This is a genomic window from Vibrio sp. T20 (genome assembly GCF_007858795.1).
GTDB classification, from domain to species: Bacteria; Pseudomonadota; Gammaproteobacteria; order Enterobacterales; family Vibrionaceae; genus Vibrio; species Vibrio satsumensis.
In genome coordinates, this window is sequence record NZ_VFEB01000061.1 from 1 (window position 1) to 25,616 (window position 25,616).

At 43.9% G+C, this 25,616-nt stretch carries 20 protein-coding genes; 10 read left to right on the plus strand and 10 right to left on the minus strand.

What is annotated here, in order from left to right; genetic code table 11:
- The 3 genes from FTW16_RS04485 to FTW16_RS04495 form a co-directional block, all read right to left on the minus strand.
- The coding region (locus tag FTW16_RS04485; protein ID WP_146490209.1) for an aldehyde dehydrogenase family protein at nt 1–1,281 on the minus strand (1,281 nt) is incomplete at its 3' end.
- Between the two features lie 251 nt (nt 1,282–1,532).
- Nucleotides 1,533–2,414 carry a LysR family transcriptional regulator gene (locus FTW16_RS04490; protein WP_146490210.1) on the minus strand — a complete coding sequence of 294 codons (882 nt, stop codon included), beginning with the start codon at nt 2,412–2,414 and terminating at the stop codon, nt 1,533–1,535.
- Between the two features lie 69 nt (nt 2,415–2,483).
- On the minus strand, nt 2,484–3,926 hold the full coding sequence (locus FTW16_RS04495) for a sugar porter family MFS transporter (RefSeq protein ID WP_146490211.1): 1,443 nt from the start codon (nt 3,924–3,926) through the stop codon (nt 2,484–2,486).
- A 558-nt stretch (nt 3,927–4,484) separates the two neighbouring features.
- Between FTW16_RS04495 and iolE the strand changes: the two genes are divergently transcribed.
- From iolE to FTW16_RS04530, 7 genes are all read left to right on the plus strand, one after another.
- On the plus strand, nt 4,485–5,378 hold the full coding sequence (iolE, locus tag FTW16_RS04500) for a myo-inosose-2 dehydratase (RefSeq protein WP_086712491.1): 894 nt from the start codon (nt 4,485–4,487) through the stop codon (nt 5,376–5,378).
- Between the two features lie 115 nt (nt 5,379–5,493).
- Nucleotides 5,494–7,365 carry a 3D-(3,5/4)-trihydroxycyclohexane-1,2-dione acylhydrolase (decyclizing) gene (gene iolD / locus FTW16_RS04505; RefSeq protein WP_146490212.1) on the plus strand — a complete coding sequence of 624 codons (1,872 nt, stop codon included), beginning with the start codon at nt 5,494–5,496 and terminating at the stop codon, nt 7,363–7,365.
- A 76-nt stretch (nt 7,366–7,441) separates the two neighbouring features.
- Nucleotides 7,442–8,617 (plus strand): Gfo/Idh/MocA family protein, encoded by a 1,176-nt coding sequence (locus FTW16_RS04510; RefSeq protein WP_086712493.1) that lies wholly within the window; start codon nt 7,442–7,444, stop codon nt 8,615–8,617.
- Between the two features lie 13 nt (nt 8,618–8,630).
- Entirely contained in the window at nt 8,631–9,617 is a 987-nt protein-coding gene (gene iolC / locus FTW16_RS04515) for a 5-dehydro-2-deoxygluconokinase (RefSeq protein WP_086712494.1), read from the plus strand.
- Nucleotides 9,618–9,797: 180 nt separating this feature from the next.
- Nucleotides 9,798–10,670 (plus strand): 5-deoxy-glucuronate isomerase, encoded by an 873-nt coding sequence (locus FTW16_RS04520; RefSeq protein WP_146490213.1) that lies wholly within the window; start codon nt 9,798–9,800, stop codon nt 10,668–10,670.
- A gap of 14 nt (nt 10,671–10,684) precedes the next feature.
- Nucleotides 10,685–11,512, plus strand: a complete 828-nt coding sequence (locus FTW16_RS04525; protein ID WP_017111575.1) for a class II fructose-bisphosphate aldolase — start codon at nt 10,685–10,687, stop codon at nt 11,510–11,512.
- A 75-nt stretch (nt 11,513–11,587) separates the two neighbouring features.
- Nucleotides 11,588–12,433, plus strand: coding sequence for a MurR/RpiR family transcriptional regulator (locus FTW16_RS04530; protein WP_146490214.1), 846 nt, complete (start codon nt 11,588–11,590; stop codon nt 12,431–12,433).
- Nucleotides 12,434–12,662: 229 nt separating this feature from the next.
- Here the strand turns inward: FTW16_RS04530 and FTW16_RS04535 are convergent, their stop codons facing one another.
- On the minus strand, nt 12,663–13,490 hold the full coding sequence (locus tag FTW16_RS04535) for a sugar phosphate isomerase/epimerase family protein (RefSeq protein WP_146490215.1): 828 nt from the start codon (nt 13,488–13,490) through the stop codon (nt 12,663–12,665).
- Between the two features lie 371 nt (nt 13,491–13,861).
- Here FTW16_RS04535 and iolG point away from each other — a divergent pair, with 371 nt between their 5' ends.
- Nucleotides 13,862–14,848 carry an inositol 2-dehydrogenase gene (iolG, locus tag FTW16_RS04540; RefSeq protein WP_146490216.1) on the plus strand — a complete coding sequence of 329 codons (987 nt, stop codon included), beginning with the start codon at nt 13,862–13,864 and terminating at the stop codon, nt 14,846–14,848.
- A 65-nt stretch (nt 14,849–14,913) separates the two neighbouring features.
- On the opposite strand, the gene FTW16_RS04545 is transcribed toward iolG, so the two are convergent.
- The 4 genes from FTW16_RS04545 to FTW16_RS04560 form a co-directional block, all read right to left on the minus strand.
- Complete coding sequence (locus FTW16_RS04545; protein WP_146490217.1) at nt 14,914–15,747, minus strand: MurR/RpiR family transcriptional regulator; 834 nt, start codon at nt 15,745–15,747, stop codon at nt 14,914–14,916.
- 346 nt (nt 15,748–16,093) lie between these two features.
- Nucleotides 16,094–17,110: an ABC transporter permease gene (locus FTW16_RS04550; protein WP_061038539.1), complete on the minus strand. Its 1,017-nt coding sequence runs from the start codon at nt 17,108–17,110 to the stop codon at nt 16,094–16,096.
- Between the two features lie 38 nt (nt 17,111–17,148).
- Entirely contained in the window at nt 17,149–18,642 is a 1,494-nt protein-coding gene (locus FTW16_RS04555) for a sugar ABC transporter ATP-binding protein (protein ID WP_086967519.1), read from the minus strand.
- 81 nt (nt 18,643–18,723) lie between these two features.
- Nucleotides 18,724–19,737 (minus strand): sugar ABC transporter substrate-binding protein, encoded by a 1,014-nt coding sequence (locus FTW16_RS04560; RefSeq protein WP_146490218.1) that lies wholly within the window; start codon nt 19,735–19,737, stop codon nt 18,724–18,726.
- Nucleotides 19,738–20,395: 658 nt separating this feature from the next.
- Between FTW16_RS04560 and iolC (FTW16_RS04565) the strand changes: the two genes are divergently transcribed.
- Together iolC (FTW16_RS04565) and FTW16_RS04570 are read left to right on the plus strand one after the other, a co-directional pair.
- Nucleotides 20,396–22,375: a bifunctional 5-dehydro-2-deoxygluconokinase/5-dehydro-2-deoxyphosphogluconate aldolase gene (iolC, locus tag FTW16_RS04565; protein WP_146490367.1), complete on the plus strand. Its 1,980-nt coding sequence runs from the start codon at nt 20,396–20,398 to the stop codon at nt 22,373–22,375.
- A gap of 11 nt (nt 22,376–22,386) precedes the next feature.
- Complete coding sequence (locus FTW16_RS04570; protein ID WP_146490219.1) at nt 22,387–23,895, plus strand: CoA-acylating methylmalonate-semialdehyde dehydrogenase; 1,509 nt, start codon at nt 22,387–22,389, stop codon at nt 23,893–23,895.
- Nucleotides 23,896–24,157: 262 nt separating this feature from the next.
- Here the strand turns inward: FTW16_RS04570 and FTW16_RS04575 are convergent, their stop codons facing one another.
- Nucleotides 24,158–24,889: a 3-oxoacid CoA-transferase subunit B gene (locus tag FTW16_RS04575; RefSeq protein ID WP_186728025.1), complete on the minus strand. Its 732-nt coding sequence runs from the start codon at nt 24,887–24,889 to the stop codon at nt 24,158–24,160.
- Nucleotides 24,889–25,545 (minus strand): CoA transferase subunit A, encoded by a 657-nt coding sequence (locus FTW16_RS04580; protein ID WP_146490220.1) that lies wholly within the window; start codon nt 25,543–25,545, stop codon nt 24,889–24,891. Before FTW16_RS04580 ends, FTW16_RS04575 begins: the two co-directional genes overlap by 1 nt.
- Between the last annotated feature and the right edge of the window lie 71 nt (nt 25,546–25,616).

Consider the following 25,616-nt stretch of genomic DNA (forward strand, 5'->3'; position numbering starts at 1 on the left):
ACCACCCCATGAACCACAACCAAGAGTTAGAGACGGTGCAACGTTAAAGTTGTAAAGGTCACCGATACCGCCGTGGGTAGATGGGATGTTTACAAGAATACGTGCTGTTTTTAGCTTGTCACCAAAGTAACGAATACGGTCAGTATTAGTATCTTGGTTTGTGTATAGACCAGAAGTGTGACCGATACCGCCGATTTCAACCATAGTAACTGCTTGAGCAACAGCATCTTCGAAATCGTCAGCGCGGAATAGGCCTAGCGTTGGAGATAGTTTTTCGTGAGCAAATTCATCATCGATGCTTACTTTACCAAGACCTTCACCAACAAGTACTTTCGTATCAGCTGGAACTTTTACGCCTGCCATTTCAGCGATTGCTGGAGCAGGTTGACCAACGATTTTCGCGTTCAGTGCGCCGTCGATAAGAAGAACTTTACGTACTTTATCTGCTTCTGCTTTGCTCAATACATATGCTTTGTGAGAAGCAAAACGCTCTTTCACTTCGTCGTATACTTCATCAACAACGATTGCTGCTTGCTCTGAAGCACACACTACGCCGTTATCGAATGTCTTAGACATTAGGATAGATGCTACTGCACGCTTAATGTCCGCTGTTTCGTCAATAACGATTGGCACGTTACCAGCACCAACACCGATAGCAGGCTTACCAGAAGAGTACGCTGCTTTAACCATGCCTGGACCGCCAGTCGCAAGGATAAGAGCGATACCATCGTGCTTCATAAGCGCGTTAGAAAGCTCAACTGAAGGTTGGTCAATCCAACCGATGATGTCTTTTGGAGCACCCGCTGCTACTGCTGCATCTAAAACAAGCTTAGCTGCGTCGTTTGTAGAGTTTTTAGCACGTGGGTGTGGCGAGAAGATGATGCCGTTACGTGTCTTAAGAGAAATTAGAGATTTGAAGATTGCTGTAGAAGTTGGGTTCGTTGTTGGAACGATACCACAGATGATACCGATAGGCTCAGCGATAGTCATTGTGCCTAGGCTGTCATCTTCTTCTAATATGCCACACGTTTTTTCATCTTTGTATTTGTTGTAGATAAATTCAGATGCAAAGTGGTTTTTGATTACCTTATCTTCAACGATGCCCATTCCAGACTCTTCTACCGCTTGTTGCGCTAGAGGGATACGAGCATGGTTAGCTGCTAAAGATGCTGCGCGGAAGATAGCATCAACTTTTTCTTGAGAGAAAGTTGAGAACTCTTCTTGTGCAGCTTTCACGCGAGCTACTAGAGCATCTAGTTCAGTTATATTAGTTACAGGCATTTTTAGCCTCCGGTCTTAGTTAAAGGTTGTGTTAAACTCGGAAATATAGTGGCAACACGTACCCATTATTTTATCCGTGCTTTTATATTTCATAGATTAAGAAATATTGTATTAAGTAGTTAGTAATTAAGATATAGACATAAAATCAAAGCCTCTTTGCATATATGCAAGTGAGGTATTTAATTGGATTAAAGAGAGTGATTTATTTAAGGGACTTAACCTTAAAAATTTATACACGAATACGTGCCTCTTTAGGCTAAAAGGTGGTTTTTAAAATGAATGGCAACGGCAGAGGCTTTAGCAGGCGGTTGATAATAAACATTTAAGCTCCAAATGCTAGTATCAAAGTTTTCTAAAATCGGGACTATTTCACCCCGGTTAATGTAATCTTCGACCAAAAATAATGGTAAGTAGGCAATGCCTGCGCCATTTAATGTCGCCTGTAACAACAAGTCACTATCGTTGACCTCGAGGGACTTAGGCACCTTTATGATTTGGTATTCATTATTCTGGTGAAACACCCAGTCATTGCTCCCGGTTAGGGTGGTGGCAAATAGACAATGGTGGTTGGTTAACTCACTTGGAGCGGCTGGCGTTGTCTGTCTTGTTAGGTAGTCAGGTGAGGCGACGACTACAAATGGGCTTTGCATAATCTCACGGCGTACTAAGTGTAGGTCTCGCTCTCGGTATCCTTGATAAGCTGCATTTGCACTGATAGTAATATCGCTGTCCGCGGCATGATCAAGCGCCCAAGGAGTAATATTGAGATTAAAAGTCACGTTTGGGTTTGTGGTTAAGTATTGGCTTATTTTTTCCATTAGGAAGTGGTTAGCAAATACCGGTGTGCAGATTACATCAATATGGCCTTTATCGTGTTTTTGGTAATCTTGCATCGTGCGCATGACAGTTTCGGATTGATCGACGAGTACCGAAAACTGATCAAATAAAGTTTGGCCAGCAGGTGTGGGTTTTAACAAGCGATTATTGCGTCGATATAATGGCATTCCAAATTTGAGCTCAAGCTCCTGAAGCCAGCGGCTACCGGCTGATACTGAAATGTTGAGCTTACGCGCTGCAGCAGAAATTGACCCTGTGCGTACAACGTAAATAAAAAATGCCATTTTATCTAACATCAAAGGCTCCTGAAATTGATAAATAAAAAGACAGGCTACCTTTAGATAAGTACCTGTCTTCAAGTTGAATTATGCAGCAGCTTCGGTTTTTTTGTTTGGAGCTTGTTTCCCGAGTTTTTTAGCCATGACTTTTTCCATGTCTTCGAGGGCAACCCCTTTGGTCTCAGGGACATACTTAACAACGACAACCATACAGATGAGGGACAACGCGGCGAACACCCAAAAAGCGAAAGCGCCGTTGAAGTTTTCTTTTAGATATGGATTTTCGTTAAGCATAGGGAAGCTTTGAGTCACAATAAATCCAGTAAACCATTGTGCACCCACGGCGATAGCCATTGCTCTTGAACGAATGCTGTTAGGGAAGATTTCTGAGATCATCGTCCAACATGCACAACCCCAAGATGTAGCGTAAGCGACAACATACAAACACAGCGCAAACAATGCTGCATAACCTTCCGTTCCGGTATAGAGCACATATCCAACAATAGTCATGCCAAGTGCACAGCCCAGAGTTCCGTATTTCATGAGCGGCAGGCGACCAACTTTGTCGATTAAGTACATACCTAATGCATTACCAAGAATGAAAACAATACCGACAAATGTAGTTTGGAATAAAGCGTTCTCAGTACCACCTGCGATAGGTTTTAGAATCTCTGGTGTGTAGTACATGATGACGTTGATACCAGTCAGCTGTTGCGCGGCTGCGACAAAAGTACCAATGACTAAAATTGAAAAGAGTAGTGGTGAGCGTAAGCTAATTTTACTGTTTTTCGAGGCGTTTGCAGGAACGAGAGATTTCTGGATATCTAAGATGACACGATCAGCGTGCTCTGGGTTTGAGATACGAGAAAGAGTATCTTTAGCTTTGTCCAACTTACCTTTTAATACTAACCAGCGCGGAGATTCTGGAATCATAATTAGAAGACAGCCAAATAGTGTCGCTGGTAATACCTCAGAAGCTAGCATCCAACGCCACCCCACATCAACCAACCAAGCTTCAGACATCCCTTTTGCAATTAGATAGTTAACGTAGAACACCCCAGTTTGACCTATAACAGCGGATTGCTGGAACATACTGACCGCTCGACCGCGAAAATCTTTTGGGGCAACCTCTGACATGTACATTGGGGAAACTACACAAGCGATACCAACTGCCACACCACCGACGATTCTGAGTAACACATAGATGGTAAATGTAGGTGCGATAGCGGAACCGATGGCGGATATGATAAACAACACAGCAGATAAGAAGAGTGCACTTCGACGACCATATTTTAGGGCAACAGTTCCTGCAGATACAGCACCGATAATACTTCCCAATACTACACTGGATACTGCCCAGCCAGTTTGAGCGGGCGTTAAACCAAAATGCTCTCTTATTGGCCCAATTGCCCCTGATATTACCGCGGTATCATAACCGAGCAAGATTCCCCCAAGTGCAGCGATACAACAAATTCTAACTATGTAAGCGATATTATGTTTGTGAGACTGTGTCCCATTATTAGGTGACATTACATACTCCTTTGTATTGTCCATACACTCTCTTAACCATCAAATAAGCTAGTGCTGGGCGATTATTCGATACTCGGTGAATGTAGGGTTAGAGTATCGAATTAATAACTCGCCAATGAATTTAGTAATAATAATAAATATTAGTGATAAATATTTTTCATTTTGGCGGTGTTGAGAATCATAGTGTTTCAATTCAACTACGGCTAGTAAATACACGTTCAATTACTCTATTCTGTTAACTCGATCAACTTATGGAAAATAATTATCAACTGTAAAATTTAGTGTAAGTCATTGTTTTTAATTGTTAATTTTTAAGTGTGATCTGTGCCTCAGTTGTTCTCTATCCCCCGTGGGCCCTGGTTTTTTTCATAAAGTGTTAGATGTGTTTTTAATTTAAATTTAATGAAAAATATTTTTCATTTTATTTTTTTTGAATTATAGTTGCTCTCAGTGAAGCAAACTGGTGCGGTTAAAAATCAATAACAATCGCTTTCGCGATGAATTGGCAAAAACGAGCTGCATTACATTTATCTTATAAAACATTTTTGGAGTACGAACATGAGCAAAGTTCAATACGGAATTAGCCCTTTAACTTGGACAAACGATGATATGCCAGAGCTTGGTGGCGAAATCCCGTTGGAGACATGTTTGAGTGAAATGTCGGAATCTGGCTTTACTGGTACAGAGCTAGGTACAAAATATCCAAGAGAGCCAGAAGTTCTTATCCCACTACTTAAAAACCACAATCTTGTGCTTGCGTCTGGTTGGTTCAGTGGCAATTTGATGACGTTGACAGCAGAAGAAGAAATTGCAGAGATGCAAGGTCACATTCTTTTGCTTAAAGCGGCAGGCTGCAAAGCGATGGTTTATGGCGAAGTGAGTAACACCGTTCACGGAGATATCAATAAGCCTTTGTCATCTCGCGTTATTTTAACGGATGACGAGTGGAAAACGTACGCTGAAAAATTGACAACGGTCGCTGACTACCTATTTAACAAGCACGATATCAAACTGTCTTTCCATCACCATGTAGGCACGATTGTTGAGACAGAAGAAGACATCAACCGTTTGATGGAGCTGACTGGAGGTTCTGTGTATCTCACTCTGGATACTGGTCACATCACGTACGGTGGTGGTAATCCAGTCAATATTATTGAGCGTTGGGGTCACCGTATTGGTCACATGCACTTTAAAGATCTTCGTATTGAAGTAATGAATGCGGCGCGTGACGCAGACAAGTCTTTCCTAAATGCAGTATTAGATGGCGTATTTACCGTTCCTGGTACGGGCGATGTGAATTATGACGACGTATTCGCAGCACTTAAAGCTCGTAACTACGAAGGCTGGTTATTAGTTGAAGCTGAGCAAGATCCTGCCAAAGCACACCCACTAACGTTTGCAAAAACCGCGTACGAGAACATCACAGGCTACGCGAATAAATACGGCTTGTAATGAAAATGGCTTATTGAAGGGGAGTTCCAACAATAAGCCAAAAAATCGACATATATGGAATACGTCGTTGGCATAACCTTGTGCTAATGACGTGTAAGAAATATCGAGGAAGAAGATGAAAACTGTACGCCTAACTGTTGCTGAAGCCCTAGCTAAATATCTTGCAGCACAGAAAATTGTAGTCGATGGAAAAGAAGAGCAACTGTTTGGTGCTGCCTTTGCCATTTTTGGTCACGGCAATGTGACATGTTTTGGTCAGCAGCTTAAGAATATCGAAGAACAAATCCCGACATGGCGTGGTCAAAACGAGCAATCTATGGCGACGGCTGCCATTGCTTATGCAAAAGCCAATAAGCGCCAACGTATTGGTATCGCAACCAGCTCAATTGGGCCTGGTGCAACGAACATGGTCACAGCAGCGGGTATTGCCCATACTAACCGTCTGCCTTTATTACTTATTTCTGGTGATGCTTACGTTAGCCGCTTACCAGATCCAGTGCTTCAGCAACCAGAAAACTTTGAAGATCCATCGGTTACCTCTAACGATGCTTTCAAACCTCTTACTCGTTATTGGGATCGTGTGTTGTCTCCTTCACAGCTGATGCATACGCTACCTCAAGCGCTCGATACTATGCTTGACCCAGCAACCTGTGGTCCGGTTTTCCTTGGCTTGCCTCAAGATGTCCAAGGCATGGCTTATGATTTCCCAGAAGTCTTTTTTGCTGAAAAATGTCACCGAATTCGTCGCCCTGAACCAGAAATGATTGTGCTCGAAGAAGCGAAAGCTATTTTAACTCAAGCGAAAAAACCATTGATTATTTCTGGTGGTGGGGTGCATTACTCACTGGCCACTGATGAACTTGCTGCATTTGCCGCTAAGCACAATATTCCGGTGGTAGAAACTATTGCTGGTCGCGCCACTATGCTGCAAGACAACCCGTTGAACGCAGGACCTATTGGTGTGACAGGCTCAAATTCTGCCAACCATATGGCAAATGAAGCCGACGTAGTGGTTGCTATTGGTACGCGTTTACAAGATTTCACTACAGGTTCTTGGAGCGTATTTAAAAACCCAGACATGCAACTTATTAGCATCAATGTGGCTAAGTTTGATGCGATTAAACACCGTTCACACCCAGTGTTGGGTGATGCACAAACCAGTATGAACAAGCTTTCAAGCTTGCTTGCGGACTGGCGTTCAAGTGACGAGTGGTCTGCTAAAGCCAAAGCGGAAGCGGATGAGTGGAAAGCGTTGGTTCACCGTCGCACTCACCCACAAGACGGTGAATTACTGGCGGGTACGTCCTCCTATGCTGAAGTGATTGGCAAGCTGAATCACAGTATGGAAGAGGGTGATACCGTTCTGACTGCTGCTGGTGGTTTACCGGCTGAGCTCTCGATGAACTGGCAAAATTACCAAATTGGTAAATTTGATATCGACTTCGGTTATTCCTGCATGGGTTATGAAATTGCGGGTGGTTGGGGCGCTAAAATTGCCAACCCTGATAATGATGTCGTGGTTCTTGTTGGTGATGGTTCATACCTAATTCAAAACTCAGACATTTACTCGTCTGTCCTAACTGGACACAAAATGATTGTTGTTGTCTGTGACAACGGTGGTTTTGCTGTCATCAATAAATTGCAAAACAACACGGGCAACGAGTCATTTAATAACTTGCTAGAAGATTGTCGTCGACCTGACGGTGAGTTGGCTCGCGTTGATTTTTCCAAGCACGCCGAAGCGCAAGGTGCGATCAGCGAGAAGTTAACCTCAATTACTGAATTTGACGCGGCGTTTGCAAGAGCAAAAGAAGCGGACCGCACATACGTCATTGTGGTTGATATTGACCCGGTTTCTCCAGCCGCTTGGTCTAAGTGTGACTGCTGGTGGGAAGTTGGGCTTCCTGAAGTGACTCGCAATGAAGAGACTGCCAAAAAAGTTGCCGACTGGGAAGAAGGTCGCGCAAGTCAGCGCCGCGGTGTCTAAAAAATATTACAAAATTACAATAACTTAACCACGATACATCTGTATTAGCGGATGTATCAGGTAACGGAGCAAAATTATGTTTAATGAAGAACGTCGCTTTGAACAACCTCTACGCTGGGCAATGATTGGTGGAGGACGTGGTAGTCAGATTGGTTATTCCCATCGTAATGCTGCGCAGCGTGATGGTTTGTTTAAATTGGTGGCTGGAGCATTTGATCTTGACGCCGATCGCTGCCGTGACTTTGGTACCAACCTAGGCTTAGCTGGCGATCGTTGTTACGCCAACTACAAAGAAATGTTTGCAGCGGAAGCGCAGCGTGAAGATGGCATTCAAGCGGTATCTATCGCAACGCCAAATTCAACACACTACGAAATTTGTAAAGCCGCACTGGAAGCCAATCTTCATGTGGTATGTGAAAAGCCAATCACTTTTACGTCAGAAGAAGCAGAAGAGCTAAAAGTCATCGCGACTCAAAATAACCGTGTCATCGGTGTGATGTACGGCTACAGCGGTTTCCCTATGGTTCAGCAAGCTCGCGAAATGGTACAGCGTGGTGATTTGGGTGATATTCGCGTCATCAATATGCAGTTTGCTCATGGTTTTCATAATGAAGAATATGAGCTCAACGATCCAGGTCTGAAATGGCGTGTTAGCCCAGAAGTTTCGGGCCCAACTTATGTGTTAGGTGATATTGGCACACACGCATTTTACTTGTGTGAAGTAATGACAGGCTTAGAAGTCGATCGTTTGTCTTGCATGCGTCAAAGCTTCATTAAGTCGCGCACGCCGTTAGAAGATAACGCGCATGTCATGATGGAATTTAAAGGCGGAGCTGTCGGCACTCTTTGGGCATCGGCGGTTAATGCGGGCTCTATGCACCAACAAAAAATCAGAATCGTCGGCTCAAAAGCCTCCATTGAATGGTGGGATGAGCAGCCAAACCAGCTTCGTTTAGAAGTACAAGGTGAACCATCTCGTATTCTAGAGCGTGGTATGGGGTACTTGCACCAAGATGCGCCTGGCGTCGCTGTAAATCGAGTTGGCGGTGGCCATGCTGAAGGTTACTTCGAATCTTGGGCGAACTTGTATCACCGTTTTGCACTTGCGTTTGACGCGGCGGAGCGTGATGACCAGCAAGCACTGTCTGATATTTGGTTCCCTGGTATTGATGCGGGCATTGAAGGTGTTCGTCTATGTGAGAAGTGCGTAGAGTCTGCGGACCAAAATGCAGCTTGGGTAGAATACAACTAATAGGGGAAACATTATGACTAAGATTGCACTCCCTCAGGATCGCAAACTCGACGCCATCGTGTTAGGCCGCGCTGGGGTTGACCTTTACGCGCGTGAATTTAATACCGACATGGCCGACATTAGCGGTTTCAACAAATTTGTAGGTGGCTCTGCTGCAAATATTGCGGTCGCAATTAGCCGCTTGGGTGGTAAAACAGGGTTTATTGGTTGCGTTGCTAATGATGCGTTTGGCGGTTATGTCAAAGGCTACATGGAAGAGCAGGGCATCAACCTTGACGGCATGATGACTGATGACTCAGGTTCTCGTACCTCAGTTGCGTTTACTGAAATGAAGCCTAGTGACTGTACGGTTCTGATCTATCGTAACAATGCATCTGATCTCACTATCAAGCCTGAACAAGTGAGTGCGGACTATATTGCCAGCTCAAAAACACTGGTTGTAACGGGCACCGCGCTATCAGAAAGCCCAAGCAGAGAAGCAACACTTGTCGCGATGGAGCATGCTCGTAGAAGTGGCACTGTGGTTATTCTTGATGTGGATTATCGTCCTTATTCATGGCGCACTGATGTGGATGCGTCGATTTATTACGGCATTGCTGCAGGTCTGTCTGACATCGTGATTGGTAATCGTGAAGAGTTCGACATGATGGAAACCGTCCTTGCTCCAGGTAACAAAGATGATGACCAAACCGCGCAGCGTTTTCTACGTGAAAGCACGCAAGTAGTTGTGATCAAAGCCGGTGAGCTGGGCTCTAAAGTGTATTGCAAAGATGGCTATAAATTTGAGCAAGGCATTTTTAGAGTGAAAGCAAACAAACCGTTTGGCTCTGGTGATTCATTTGCAGGTGGACTGATTTGGACCTTGGTTAACGGCGGTGAATTAGAGGATGGTGTTCGTCATGGAACCGCAGCAGCCGCCATTAACGTGAGCGGTACTAGTTGTACGGAAGCTATGCCAACAAAAGAACAGTTGCTCGACTTTGTAGAGAGTAGAGCATAACGCTTTGGGCTTGAACCTTCATTGATTCAGAGGGTGTAAGCCAGCCGGGGCGGTATTTTTATAGTAATAAGACACTATGGATTGCGACCATCTCGCCCCGGCATTTTTGTCCGCAATGAATGAAACAATAAAAATTATGTTGAGTGGCGAAGACGACTCAACGACAGAGGAGAAAGAAGTATGGGTAAGCATATACCCCCGTTCAACAACCAAAATCAGCCGATTGTCGATGTGAATGATGACGTCACCCCACTTTGTTATTTTAACCAAGTACGCTTGAGCCAAAGTGAGCAACACATTCATACCGTTGAAGGTTATGAGTCTGTCGTCGTGCTTGCGGGTGGCACATGCTGCATTACCGTCAGTAACGGCAGTGGTGAACCGCAAGTGTTTGACAATATTGGTAAGCGCCGTACGGTTTGGGACGGTGAGCCTGAATCTGTTTATGTACCGCTTGGCTATTCAGCGACCATTGATTGTGTAAGTGAAAGTGCAGATGTGATGATTGCAGGTGGTAAATTTGATGCATCATTAGAACCGTTCTGCGTTCGTGCTGATGAAGTTGAAATGGTTCAATACGGCTCAGATGATACAAAAACACATCGTAAGATCAAACATGTGCTTGGGCAAAGTAACGCAGACAAACGTGGCCGTTTACTTGTTAGTGAGCTATTTACGGTTGGCGCTGGTGGCTGGTCTGGTTTTCCTCCGCATAAACATGATGAAGACCGTATCAAAGAAGATGGCAGCAAAGAGACATTGTACGAAGAGGTGTATCAATTCCGTTTCAATCCTGATTTTGGTTTTGGCGCCCAGTTTTTATACGAGCATGAAGATGATTTTGGCCCTGTTTATCACGTTCGCACTGGCTCCGTAATTGCGATTGATAAAGGTTACCACCCGAGTGTTGCTGCGCCGGGCTATGAAATGTATTACTTCACTATCATTGTAGGGAAAACGTCTAAATCTTTGATTCAGCACTTTGACCCTCATCATGAGTATCAGGTTGAAACCATTCCTGGCATCAAGGATATGATCGCCAAGTTTAAGTAAAAGAGGGAAACGTTATGTTGGTTAATTTAAACGATTTATTACCTGATGCTGCAGCGTCAAATTATTCAGTTCCCTGTTTTAATGTCTTTGGCTTTGAAGATGCTCGCGCCGTTGTAGAGGCTGCGGAAGAAGTGAACAAAGCGGTCATCTTAGCGTGTAACAAAGATGTCGTTGATTTTTATGGGGTCGAAACGGCAGCGGCGATGTTTTTAGGTCTAGCGACTAAAAGCACAGTGCCAGTTTGTCTACACCTCGATCACACCTATGAAGAAGACATTGTATATCGAGCACTAAAAGCGGGCTTTAGTTCGGTAATGTTCGATGGTTCTCAGCTTAGTCTAGAAGAGAACATAGCTCGAACTCGCAAAGTCGCTGATGTCGCTCATGCATTGGGTGCTTCAGTCGAAGGTGAGATTGGCTCTGTGCCGTACGATGAAGGTCGTGACCATATAAAAACGATTGATACTAGCCCAGCTGATGCAGCAAGATTTGCTCGCGAAAGTGGTGCTGATTGTGTCGCGATCTCTGTCGGGAATGTCCACCGTCTAACCGAACCAACATGCACTATTGATTTTGGCTTACTTGACCGTATTGCCGCCGAAGTGACGATACCATTGGTGATACATGGAGCCAGTGGCATTCGAGACGAGGATATGGCGAGACTCAAGCAAAGTCGTGTCTCTAAGTTCAATATTGGCACCTGCTTACGTCAGGCCTTAGGTAACAACCTACGTGGCTATATGAATGATGAACCAGAGAAGTTTGATAGAATTTACTTCATGCAAAAAGCAATGCCGTACGTAAAAGATGAAGCTATTCGAAACTTCGAACTTTTATCTTAGAATTAATACCCCAAGTGTTAAAGCTTGGGGTATTATTGATTTATAAACCAATATTTAACGGGAAAGAAGTTAGGTATGGAAGTTGAAACTAACGAGATTGTACATGTGCCTAGTGATTTAGACTCTCTGAAAGAGTTAATCGTCAAACGCTATGACAACTTGAGTCAACGCTTACAGCAAGTCGCGGACTATGTGTTAGCCCAGCCTATGCTAGTTGCCGTTGAGACTATGGCAACCATTGCGGAACAAGCTAATGTACCATTGTCGACATTAAGTCGATTTTCAAATGCGATGGGCTTTAGTGGATTTAGCCAAATGCAGGCTCTGTTTAGAGATCAGTATCTAAATAGACCTCGGGATTATAAAGACCGAGTGCGCAAAGCAAGAGACCAAGAAACATATCAACCAGAATCACCAACCGCTATTTTTAATGATTACGGTGTCGCTAACATTGAAGCGATAGAAAAATTACAAGTATCAGTTTCACCACAGAAGCTTGAAAGAGCAGTGAGCTTGATGGATCAAGCCGAAACGATATATATACAAGGGATGCGCCGAGCTTATCCGGTTGCTTTTTACCTTTGGTATGCTCTCATGAAGTCAGATAACAATGTTGTCTTGCTTGATGACCATGGAGGGATGCTGACCCCTATGATCCGCAATATGAACGATAAAGACGTATTGCTTACTGTGACTTTTGCCCCTTATGCGATGGAAACCAGTAATGTTATAGAGTGTGCTCATGACCGAGGTGTTCCTATCATCGCGATCGCAGATAACCAGATGATGGCGCATGGCAGTAAGATGGACGTGTGTTTTGAAGTGGAAGAAGGGGAGGTGATGGGCTTTCGCTCATTGAGTTCTTCGATGTATCTAGCTCAAACATTAGCCGTGAGTTTGATGTGTCGTGAGATTAAGTAGCGTATACATCCAGAATGTTCTAGATAACACTAAAAAGCCGATAATTATCGGCTTTTTTAATGCTTGAAAAAGCCTAAACACAGTGAAGCTGCTCTCCGTATGTGAGAGTGCTGAAATGACAAATAACACAACTCAACAAGTACATTTTTAATAAAGTGGCCGCCGAGCATAGAAAAAGCTACCATTTTGGTAGCTTTTTTGGTGCTTAGAGTTACTGGAATAAATATCGTTATGAAAACAAACGCTTCATTCCTGAAAGCATGCTGGTGGCGGTATCGTAATGATCACTTTCCCAAAGTTGATCATTGAGAAACTCTCCTGAATAGAACCCATCATATCCCGTACTTTGAATAGCTGACGTCCACTCTTGTAATGGAATGTCTCCTTGGCCTAGCAAGCAGTCTCTAAGTTCTTTTTCATCGACCCAAGGCGCACCAACTTCAGGACGGTGTCCATCAGAAAGGTGAACATTGTAGATGAGCGATTTATCGATCTTTGCCATGTCTTCTGGTGTTGCTCCGCGACATGCCCAGAAGTGCCAAGTGTCGAGCACAAAGCCAAAATTATCTCGATTGACGGCATCGTGTAATTGATAATATTGCTCTAAGGTAGCAATGGGAGTCCATGCAGCACCTTCATATTGGAAGCGGATTCCATGCTCTTTTCCGATATCGGTTATATTGCGGATGTTTTGAGCAGTAATGCGAATGTTATCTTCAACTGATAGGCCCGTCAGCGCCTCGAAAGCGTTTAGTTGAATGGTTGGTGCACCAATGTCTTTGGCAAACTGACACAGAACCTCTGTGTCTTTAAACAACTGGTTTTGGGCTTCTTTGGTCGTACTCTCTACACTACCGATAATATCGATCGCAGAAGGCGTAATGTTGGCGTCATTCAACCTTGTTTTTAGGGCTTGGCTTGTTAAACCAGCATTGATGTATCGCCACAATTTTTCCGTATGAATTTCTAACCCGTCATAGCCTGTTTCTTTGGCCAAACGTATATCGCTGACGATATTATTGTGTAGTGAACACATCCCGTGTAGTGCATAGCGCATAAAGTAATCCTTTGTCAGTTGCCAAAAAGCTTGTGTTGTTGGCGTAGATGATCGCGTCAACACTATTGTTTCTCTTGTGATAAATATTTTCTATTATTACGTGTTCCATCTGTGATGTTAACTGGGTTAATTTAAGCTTGGCTACTTTTTGGTCTTTAATGCGTAGATTTGCGGTTTGTAGTCGTGTAAATTTAATGATAATTTTTTTTCGTTTTGTTGCTTTGATTCGTAATTCACGTGTTCGGGAGTGACTAGTTCAGGTAACAATAAATGGAATGTAAATTGGAAATCAGAGGGTCACGAATACGTGACTGTATTTAGCTATCGCTGTTTATTCGTTTAGGCAGTAACTCTACGTCATGAGGGAAAGTATGTTTAACATCGCTTTATTTGGTGCAGGACGCATTGGCAATGTTCACGCGGTTAATATTAATAATCATCCGAGAACAACCTTATATTCTATTGTCGATCCATATGTGGAGGGAGCGAATCAACTTGCTAGGCAGTACAACGCAAAGATTCAAACCATTGAAGAGGCTATGGCTGACCCCAATATTCATGGAGTATGTATCGGTTCTGCAACCGACACTCACGCTGATTTTATTGAGCTAGCGGCAAAGAATGGTAAGACGATCTTATGTGAAAAACCGATCGACTTAGAATTGAGCCGTGTTCGTGATTGTTTGGGCGTAATTGAACAATATCCGGTGCCAATGTTGGTTGGTTTTAATCGCCGCTTTGATCCTCAGTTTCGAAAGCTAAAAACTCAGTTAGGTGCAGGTGTGATCGGTAAAGCAGAATCGTTGCTGATCACGTCTCGTGATCCTTCGCCACCACCGGCACATTACGCTAAAGCTTCTGGTGGTATGTTTCGCGATATGAGCATCCATGATCTTGATATGGCGCGCTTTATTCTTGGAGAGGATCCAATCTCAATTACGGCACACGGTAGTTGTATGGTTGATAAAGCTATTGGTGAAGCTGGAGATATTGATACTGCTGTTATTGTTATGAACTTTCCATCGGGTGCGATTGCCACTATTTCAAACAGTCGTCGTTCTGGTTATGGCTATGATCAGCGCCTTGAGTTACATGGCGAGAAAGGCTTACTGCAAGCGGGCAACATGAAAGAGGATCTGGTTCAGCACTGGGGGGATAGTGGTTGTGTTAGTGCGAAACCGCAACACTTTTTCTTAGAGCGTTACGAACAAGCATACATCAATGAATGGGATCATTTCGTTGAGATTCTAGCGGGGGAAGCAGCGCCACTTTGCAGTGGTAAAGATGGAGAGTTTGCTCTCGTGCTTGCTGAGGCTGCTCTAGAGTCCATGCACACAGGTGCAACAGTCAAACTCTAGCCTGTGGGCTAGTCGCTTTATTCATTCGCCTGGTTTTCACTGGCTTAGCAAGGCAGAACTTAGAATTAATCGAGGGTTCTGCCTTTTTTAAATGCGAGTGAGACTGCCAAAGATTGTGCAAGACATAGTGAAGCCGATTGTGAACGAAATGCATCGACGCTGGCCTCTTTAACGGTAAAGAACACGTCGCTGAATACCGACAGTGGGCTGACCTGGTTGTCGGTAATCACTATTTGCTTGGCGCCTGCTTTGGACGCTATTTCACACAGCTTGATCGTTTCTTCTGCATATGGATTAAAGCTAATTGAGACAACTACGTCGTTCGGTCCAACCATACTGACTTGCTCTTCAAACATCCCCCCTAAGCCATCGATAAGGAATGCTCTACATTCGATGTGACGTAGTGCATACGTGAGGTATGACGCCACACTAAAAGAGCGTCTAAGGCCGATCAGATAAATGTTATCGGCACTGTCCAGAACATCGACTGCTTGCTTTAGCTTCTCTGGAGAGGTCAGCTTCGCTAACTGCAGCATTGCTTGTGAGTTGGCTTGAGCAAATTCGTACAAGATGTCTTCAGGTTCTTCTCGAAGGTTTTCATCGTTAAGCGCCTTAACTAGACGCGTACGTTGAGTGTAGCTGGTAGTTTCTTCTACAAGGTTTTGACGGAATATTTGTTTCAACTCGTTAAAACCACTAAATCCAAAAGCATTTGCAAAGCGTATTAGTGTCGACGGTGGAACATCGGCAGCCTTGGCAATGACGGCCACGGTGTCGAAGGCAATGCTGTTTGAATTTTCGAGTACGTACTGCGCGACTTGCTGTAGTCGTTTGCTCAACGTACTGTGCTGTAGGCGAATTTGGTTCTCTAGTTCGTTGAGATTCGTAGCTGCATGCATAAACAACACCCTAAGTTTAACGGCGAAGATGACCTGAATGTTTTCTATATATCAGAGTAGATAGATGATGTGAAGTCGAGTTAGCTTAAATGAAATATTTATTTCATTTGGCATGACGGTTAAGAAAGAGGTGAAACAATCATTCTCTAAACAAAAAAATGCCACGAGAGTGATGAGCTTACGTGGCATGGAAAACCTCATTTGAGGACCCTACATTCAACTTTTTGTATGAGCGATTTATTAATGGTTAATACCATTGCTTAGCGCTTCTTGCGTATCACATCAGTATTCTTAATCACGATGTTAAAGTCAGCGTAAAGTGCATAGCGGCTACTCATTTACATATTTATTTGCTTTTCTTTTGGCGCTTCATATCAAAAATAACGGCTACGACAATCACTAAGCCTTTTACTACTTGTTGCCAATAGGCTGATACATTGAGTAGGTCGAGCCCGTTTTGTAGCACGCCCATAATCATGGTGCCTACGATAGTTCCTTGGATTGTTCCTATTCCGCCGGCATGTGATACCCCGCCGACAGTGGCAGCAGCGATAGCATCAAGCTCATACATGTTACCTAGGCCGGGTTGACCCGAATTGATTCGAGCCGTCAAGATAAGAGCAGCAATACCAGCCAGAAGACCAGCGTAGACGTAGACAAGAATTTTGTATTTGGTTACGTTGATGCCTGATACGTAAGCTGCAGTTTCGTTGCCTCCTATTGCATAAGCATATTTACCAAATCTGGTGTAGTTGAGTAGCACATAGGTGAACAATGCCATAACGAGGAATATCACCACGGGCACGGGGATCCCCGCTATGTTTCCTTGTCCGATCCATTGGTATGAATCGATTAAGCTACTGATAGGGCGACCGTCTGAATAGAGCAATGCAGCCCCGCGAGCTATGATCATCATCCCTAATGTTGCAATGAACGGGGGGATACCTGTATAGGCGATTAACGCACCGTTAATCAGACCACAGAGAGCTCCCACACCTAGTGCAACCAAAATAGGGACAATAACAGGTAACTCAGGCAGATTGGGGTACATTCTCATCCCCCAATCGAGGGTTTGAGCCGTGCTGGCTGAGACTACAGCTGCAACCGCAAGTACTGAGCCGGATGAAAGGTCAATACCGCGAGTGATGATGATGATTGTTACACCTAAGGCGAGTAGGCCGATACTGGCCATTTGAGTCATGACATTAAGTAAATTGGCAACGGTGAGAAACACCGGAGACAAAATGCTCATGACAATACACATGCCGACAAAGACGACGTAGATCGCGTACTTGGATAAAAAACGTGTTTTTTTGCCAGTTTCGGGCTGTTCTGAAGTGGCTTGAAGAAGTTTAGCTATCATAACTACTTTCCTTGATATGTTGGACTAGCTTATTGTTTTTAGTTGAACGCCAATGACATGACTTGTTGTTGTGAGGCTTCGTGACCGTCGAGTTCACCTTTAAATTGCCCATCGTGCATGACGAGAATGCGGTCGCTCATTCCAATCACCTCTGGTAACTCAGATGAGATCATGACCAAGCTTTTACCCATGCCGGTGAGCAGGCGCATCAATTTATAGATTTCAGATTTGGCGCCAACATCAATGCCTCTAGTTGGTTCGTCGAGAAAGAGAATGTCTGGTTTAGTAAGCATCCAACGCGCGAGCAATACTTTTTGTTGGTTGCCACCACTTAAATTATCAATGGCTTCAGACATGCCAGGCGTTTTTACTTTGAGAGTCGAACATTGCGTTGAGCAGTCTTTTTGCATTTTTCTTACATCAAGTAGGTTAACGACTTTATTGCGATAAGCATCAAGGTGGGCGATGGAGGTGTTAGCGAAAATATCCAGCATCAAGTAAAGCCCGGAGTGACGTCGGTCTTCTGTTAGGAAGGCCATTTTGTGATTGATAGCATCGGTTGGCGTTTTGATTTCTACTTGATCGCCGTTGATCCAAATCTCACCGACATCTTTTTGTCTTACGCCAAACAGAGTTTCAATTAATTCGGTGCGCCCAGAGCCAACAAGGCCAGCGATGCCAAGAATTTCACCTTCATGCAGCTTGAAGCTGATGTCACTGAATTGCCCCTCAACAGTTAGATTTCGGACGTCTAATCTGACTTTTCCCGGTTTGGCGGTGATCGGTGGATAAACATCGCCTAAATTGCGTCCTACCATCATGTGAACGAGTTCGTCATTATTAGTCGATGAAGCTTCTCTCTCGCCAATAAAATTTCCATCTCGAAAGATTGTAATGTCATCACAGATACGGAATATTTCGTCCATTTTATGGCTGATATATACGACCGCCACTCCCTGAGATTTAAGTAGTTCTATGATCTCAAATAGGTGGTCAACTTCTTTACCTGTAAGGGCTGAAGTTGGTTCATCCATGATGATCACTTTCGAGTGATACGAAATGGCCTTTGAAATCTCGATCATCTGCATTGTGGCTACCGTGAGCTCACTCATAGGCGTTCGAGGGTCGAGTTGCAGGTCCAATTTTTCTAACAGCTTGGTAGTGTCGCTGTACATTTTTCCGTGATCGATAAGGTTGAATGGTCCTTTGGTCGGCTCTCTACCTAGCCAAATGTTTTCTGCAATACTTCGGTGAAGTATTGGGGACAACTCTTGGTGGATCATCGATATTCCAGCTTCAAGGGCATCTTTAGCACCACTGAAGTTAACTGGCTGACCTTGATAATGGATCGTGCCGCTATCTCTTTGGTAAATACCAAAAAGAACTTTCATTAGGGTGGACTTACCTGCGCCGTTTTCGCCCATTAAGGCCATGACACGACCTTCTTTTAATGTGAGTTGCACATTATCAAGGGCTTTCACTCCGGGAAATGACTTTGATATTCCACGCATTTCTAGTAAGGCTTGACTCATATTTACTGCTCCGATTGAAATGATCTATGCATCGAACCTTGTTAGTGGGTTGGCACATAGATCATATGAGTGAAGAGGGCGTTAGCCTTGCTTAGCTTTGAATTCTTCTAGGTTGTCTTTGGTGACAAGCTCTGCAGGAATCCAAGTAATTTTCTCGCGTGGTTGATTTTTGATACCACTGATTGCGGCATCAATTGCGCCCCGAGCTTGGCCGCCACCATCTTGGAATACAGTGGCGTCAAGAGCGCCATTTTCAATTGCCATTAAGCCATCAGGAGTTGCATCAACGCCGACCACAATCGTGTCATCGAGTTTTCCAGCAGCACGCAGAGCTTGAATTGCACCTAGAGCCATATCATCGTTATTGGCAATAATTACATCGAGTTTATCTCCCGAATTGATCCAGTTTTCCATTACTACCATTGCTTGTGATCGTTGCCATAGAGCGGTTTGTTTACGAGTGATGTTGAAATCAGGCTTATCTTGGAAGTAATCTTCGACGCCTTCTGTACGAAGAATTGCAGCTTCAATTGTCATCATGCCCATCAGAATTCCAATGTTTCCACCTTCACTTTTATCTGCGACGTACTTAGCTTGTTCTTTACCAAATTGCAGCTCTTCAGAGCCAACGTACGCAACACCTTCAGGTAAATAAGAAGGGCGACGGTTGAGGTAAACGAGCTCAATTCCGGCGTCTAGAATCTTGTCCGTCATAGGTTGGGTCGCGTCAGTATTAACAGGAACTAAAATGATGCCGTCGACTTGTTGGATAATGAAGTTTTGAACTTGGCCAAGCTGTTTGACTGTGTCTTCTTTGGCGTCCACAAAAATGAGTTCAACGTTGTCTTGTTTTTCAGCGTATGTCGTCATGGAATCCTTCATATTTACAAGAAATGTATCGTCAAAGTTGGGAATTGCGACACCTATTGTGACGACATCACTTTTTGTATCTTCACCACCACAGGCAACAAGACTAAGTAAGCCTATTGCAATGAATCCTGTTTTTACTCGTCTTACTGTTGAGCTTTGGAAGAGAGTGGTTTTATGAGCAAAACGGCGTATGAATTTTGAAAATGTGCTGGTTATCGATGACATGTTATGTCTCCTTGTTGTTATCACTGCTTCTGCCAATCACAAGATATTTTGTGATTGAATCCCTAAGAACACTTCTATTTGTCTTAGAAACTTGGCAACTTTCATTCCTTTAAATAGGCGTTTTAAGCTTACTTCTTTAATGAAAAATATTTTTCATTTTTATCGTGGGTAACTATATATTCAGAATTTTTTTTTAGCCATTAGATATAATGCGCAATTGTTATAATTGTTACATGGATCTTGTGGTTGTTAACTTTTGTAGTGAGGCTGCTTTTTCTTAAGTTGTTGATTTTTATTGGTTTGTGTTTGTTCCTTTTATTTTTGTTATGGCTAAGTCATTGATTTTAATTGTTAAAAAATATAGTGATTGAAATTGTTTGAATGAAAAATTGAGTGAAAAATATTTTCTAATTTTTCCTTTATTTCTGAGGTTAAAGTCTACTTTTGCGATTAAATGTAAACTCGATCACTTTAATGAACTGTATGTTTCGTTTTTCTTTGATTTTGGAATTTTTATTCCATATAAAGGGGGAGTGCAGTCTACAGGTGAGATTTATTTCTATGGCTGAGTCTTAGTTTGCAGAGGTGACAGCGTTTCCTCTTTGTAAGCGTTGAAGCTGAATATAAGCGAACCAATTTGTCTACGAGGAATGGGATTATGCAGTTAGAAGATAAAACACTGGATTTGATTTGTTTGGGGAGAGTGGCGGTTGACCTTTACGGGCAACAAATTGGTTCGCGATTAGAATCTATGGGGTCATTTTCGAAATATTTAGGAGGGTCGTCGGGCAATGTTGCTTATGGAACAGCAAGGCTTGGATTAAAGTCGTCAATGCTTGCTCGTGTTGGTGATGAGCATATGGGGCGGTTTGTTCGCGAGGAGTTGCAATCTGTAGGGGTTGATACTCGCCATCTCATCACCGACCGCGAACGCTTAACAGCTTTAGTATTGTTAGGCATAAAAGATGAAGAGACGTTTCCATTAATTTTCTATCGTGATAATTGTGCCGATATGGCGCTCAGTGTGGATGATATTTCAGAATCTTACATAGCTTCAGCACGCTGCTTAGCGGTTACAGGTACTCATCTTTCAAATCCGAAGACCCGAGGGGCGGTATTACTCGCCTTAAAATATGCTCGCAAGCACGGAGTTAAAACTGCGTTGGATATCGACTACCGGCCTGTTCTTTGGGGGCTAACTAGTCTTGGTGATGGCGAAACTCGCTATATCGATTCAGCTGAGGTTACGCATCAACTTCAGAAAGCGTTACCGCTTTTTGACCTTATTGTTGGTACTGAAGAGGAATTCCATATTGCTGGTGGCTCCACAAATACAGTTGCGGCTTTGAGGTCGGTTCGAACTGTTAGCCAGGCTGAATTCGTGTGCAAAAGAGGCGCGTTGGGTAGTTCTGTTTTTTCTAGCGATGTACCAGATTCACTGGATGAGGGTATCACTGTAGAAGGCGTTAAAGTGGATGTTCTTAATGTACTTGGTGCGGGGGATGCCTTTATGTCTGGCCTGTTACGAGGTTATCTCAATGATGAAAGCTGGGAGAAAGCTTGCGCTTATGCCAACGCGTGTGGTGCGTTAGTGGTTTCACGTCATGGCTGCGCGCCTGCTATGCCTACTAAAGAAGAGTTAGATAACTATTTAGCTCGTGCCCAAGATGTTCTGCGACCGGATCAAGACAGTCAACTAAACCATTTGCACCGAGTTACTACACGTCAAACTCAGTGGGATGAATTATGTGTTTTGGCATTCGATCACCGTAGCCAGTTTGAACAGATGGCGAAAGATGTTGGCGCAGATCTTGACCGTATTTCGATACTGAAGCAGTTGATCTATAAGGCGTCACTAGATGTGAGCCAAGAAGAGAATCTGTCTGGACAGTTTGGCTTGCTTTGTGATGGTACTTTTGGTCAACCAGTCCTTAATTCTGCAACCGGTACAGGTACTTGGATTGGTAGACCGGTAGAAGAACCTGGGTCCAGGCCTTTGCAATTAGAGCATGGAGACATCGGCAGTCAGTTGAGAACCTGGCCACTTGAGCATGTCGTAAAGTGTTTGGTTTTTTGCCACCCGGACGACGACATTGCTTTACGTCTATCACAAGAAAATATAGTTAAAGAAGTCTACGATGCGTGTTGCCAATCGGGACACGAATTGCTGCTAGAGGTTATTTTACCTAAGGAAATGACGTTGGGGGATAGGCAGTACCTTACGTTGATGAATCAGTTCTATTCTATTGGTGTTAAACCTGACTGGTGGAAATTACCGCCGCTTTCTGAATTATCCTGGAAACAAGTGGAGTTGTTGGTACAAGACAACGACCCACATTGTCGAGGCATATTGATTCTTGGGCTGGATGCACCATTAGATGAGGTGCAAGCTGGATTTAATGCTGCAGCAAACTGTTCGCTGGTAAAAGGCTTTGCGGTTGGGCGAACAATATTTGGATTGCCATCCAGTTTGTGGCTAGCGAATGACATAAATGATCAGGAGCTCATTGCTCAAATCAAGTCGAACTATTCGAGCTTGGTAAGAGCATGGCAACAGCGTAATTTATCTACATCTTGTCAGTCATCTTCACAGTCTCGTCTTAAATCACAAGGCGCACCTTCATTGATTTCCAACTAAAGGACCCTGTTATGAAAACCGTATTTAATTTTATTAATGGTGAAATAAGCGAATATCAAACGGAACGTGTTGCTCCGATCTTTGACCCAGCAACAGGTCAGCAAACAAAGCAAGTTGTATTAAGTAATGAAGAACAAACGGCACAAGCTATTGAGTCCGCTCAACAGGCTCATCTAGGTTGGGCTAAAACATCACCATTGAAACGTGCCCGTGTGTTGTTTGCATTTAAAGCCTTAGTTGAGGCTAATCTTGACCGTTTAGCGCGCCTGATCTCTAGTGAGCATGGGAAGATCTATTCAGATGCCATTGGGGAGTTAGCTCGAGGGCTCGAAGTGGTTGAGTTTGCTTGTGGTATCCCACACCTACAAAAAGGTGAGCACTCATCTAATGTTGGCACTGGCATAGATAGTCATTCATTAATGCAGCCATTGGGCGTTTGCGTTGGCATCACACCATTTAATTTCCCTGCAATGGTTCCTATGTGGATGTTCCCTGTAGCACTGGCTACGGGTAATACATTTGTTTTGAAACCGTCTGAAAAAGATCCGTCGCTGGCCCTCGAGCTGGCGTTGTTACTTAAAGATGCAGGACTACCAAATGGCGTCTTCAATGTGGTGAATGGTGATAAACAAGCTGTGGATGTATTGCTTACCGATGAACGTGTACAAGCGGTAAGCTTTGTTGGTTCTACACCGATTGCCGAGTACATCTATACCACGGCTTCTGCTCATGGTAAGCGTTGCCAAGCGTTGGGTGGTGCAAAAAACCACTGCTTAGTGATGCCAGATGCTGACCTAGATATGACCTCTCAAGCCATCATGGGAGCCGCATATGGCGCGGCGGGTGAACGCTGTATGGCATTATCTGTGGTAGTGGTTGTCGGGGATCAAACGGCCGACCGTTTAACCGATAAATTACAAACGCAGATACAGTCCATGCGAGTCGGGCCTGGGATTGTGGAAGGACAGGAAAACGATATGGGCCCTGTTATTTCTGCGGCTCATCAACAAAAAATCTGTGACTATATCTCAGAGGGAGAGTTGCAAGGTGCTGCACTTCTGGTTGATGGACGCTCGCTTGAAGTTGAAGGCCACAAAGATGGGTATTTTGTAGGGCCGACTTTGTTTGACCATGTTTCTCCTGAGATGACAATTTACAAAGAGGAAATCTTTGGTCCAGTGTTGGTGATTGTGCGAGTGCCTAATTACGCAACGGGTTTAGGCCTCATTAATCGACACGAGTATGGCAATGGTACGGCTATTTTCACTCGAGATGGAGAGGCTGCGCGTCAGTTTCAAGAAGAGGTATTAGCTGGGATGGTAGGTATCAATGTTCCTCTTCCTGTACCAATGGCATTTCACAGTTTTGGTGGGTGGAAGCGTTCGATATTTGGGCCTTTAAATATGCACGGTAATGACGGGGTTCGTTTTTATACAAGAATGAAAACTGTCACGAGTCGCTGGCCTGCCAGCGTGCGATTGGAAGAGCATACTAGTAGCTTTAACTTTCCGACGATGTAATCGGAGCTATTGTTTTAGGTAGTTTTACAACAAGCAGTAGCCATTTGGGTTACTGCTTTTTTGTACTAAAAGAGGAAGATACTCGGTTACAGCATTAGATGATGCGTTTAATTAATCGAAAGGATCGGTGCTTTTTAATCGGCAACCTTGGTGCAGCCGTGAACACAATAAAAAAGCCCATGCTGTTACAGCATGGGCGAATATGACGTGGAGCAGTCATAACAAATAAAAACGCAGTAACACGATTTACTATTTAGAAAACCTAATGCTTTGGAAGTGGCATAATGTTGAGAGGTGTCGGGATTATCAAGGTTGCTTCTGTTGCTAGTTGCACTTCTTCTGGCGTGTAGCCAGGGGCTATCTCCGTTAATATCATTTGAGAGTCATGAATGGATATCACACCCATCTCTGTGATGACCATGTCGACTTGATTCAGTGCGGTTAATGGCAGAGAGCAGGTTTTAAGAAGCTTGTGTTTACCTTTCGCTGTATGCTCCATTGAGACGATGACTTTTTTCGCGCCTACGACTAGATCCATAGCGCCTCCCATACCTGGAACCATTTTCCCAGGGATAATCCAGTTAGCAAGATTACCTTGCTCATCGACTTGCAGTGCTCCGAGAACCGTTACGTCGACATGACCACCGCGAATAATGGTGAAGGAATCGGCGCTGTTAAAATAGCTTGCGCCTTTGGTTGCGGTAATCGGTTGTCCGCCGGCATTGACTAAATCGGCGTCCGTATTACTGTCGTCAGCAATCGCATCAATACCGAGTAATCCATTTTCAGATTGCAGTATGAGCTCGACTTCTGAGTCAATTTCATTTGCAACTAAAGAGGGCATGCCGATCCCCAAATTCACGACGTCGCCGTCATGCAGTTCTTGAGCAACGCGCCAAGCAATATTTCGACGTATTACAGCCTTATCGGTAATCTTGCTCGCAAAAGGCGTATTGCCATAAGTAGGTTGAGGTTTACAGATAATATCCGTCATTATTTCGATTCCTTTTGATAGACGTAATCTACAAATAGACTAGGGGTATGAACCGACTCTGGTTCGATGTCTCCAAGTGGAACAATTGTTTCAGCTTCAACAATAACGAGGTCGGCAGCGGTCGCCATTAATGGATTGAAGTTTTGAGTGGTTTTTTTGTAAAACACATTCCCTTTGGTATCGACAACTGAACCGCGTATAAAAGCAAGGTCAGCGCGGAGAGGTTTTTCTAACAAATAGTCTTTCTCATCAATGGTAATCACTTGTTTACCCTCTGCCACCAAAGTGCCAAGGCCTGTTGGGGTAAGAATGCCACCAAGTCCAGCCCCTCCTGCACGAATACGCTCGGCTAATGTGCCTTGTGGAACCAGTTCAACATCTAGCTCTTGATTATTCATCTGGTTTCCCGTTTCTGGGTTGGTACCAATGTGCGAGGCGTAGAGTTTTTTTACGAGTTTTGCTGCAATCAGTCGACCGGAACCTGTGATTTGAGTCCCCGTATCGGTCGAAATTAGTGTGATGTCTTTGATGTTGTGTTCGAGCAGCAGGTCGATAAGGCCCTCAGGGGCACCATTTGCCATAAAACCGCCAATCATGATGGTCATCCCGTCATGCAATTTTTCCGCAATCTCGTTGGCTGTGATTTTCTTTCTCATAGTTCGCCCCTATACAGAGTTGGCTTATCGCCTTGTCTAACTTAATTTTTGGTATGACCGCTGATGATGAT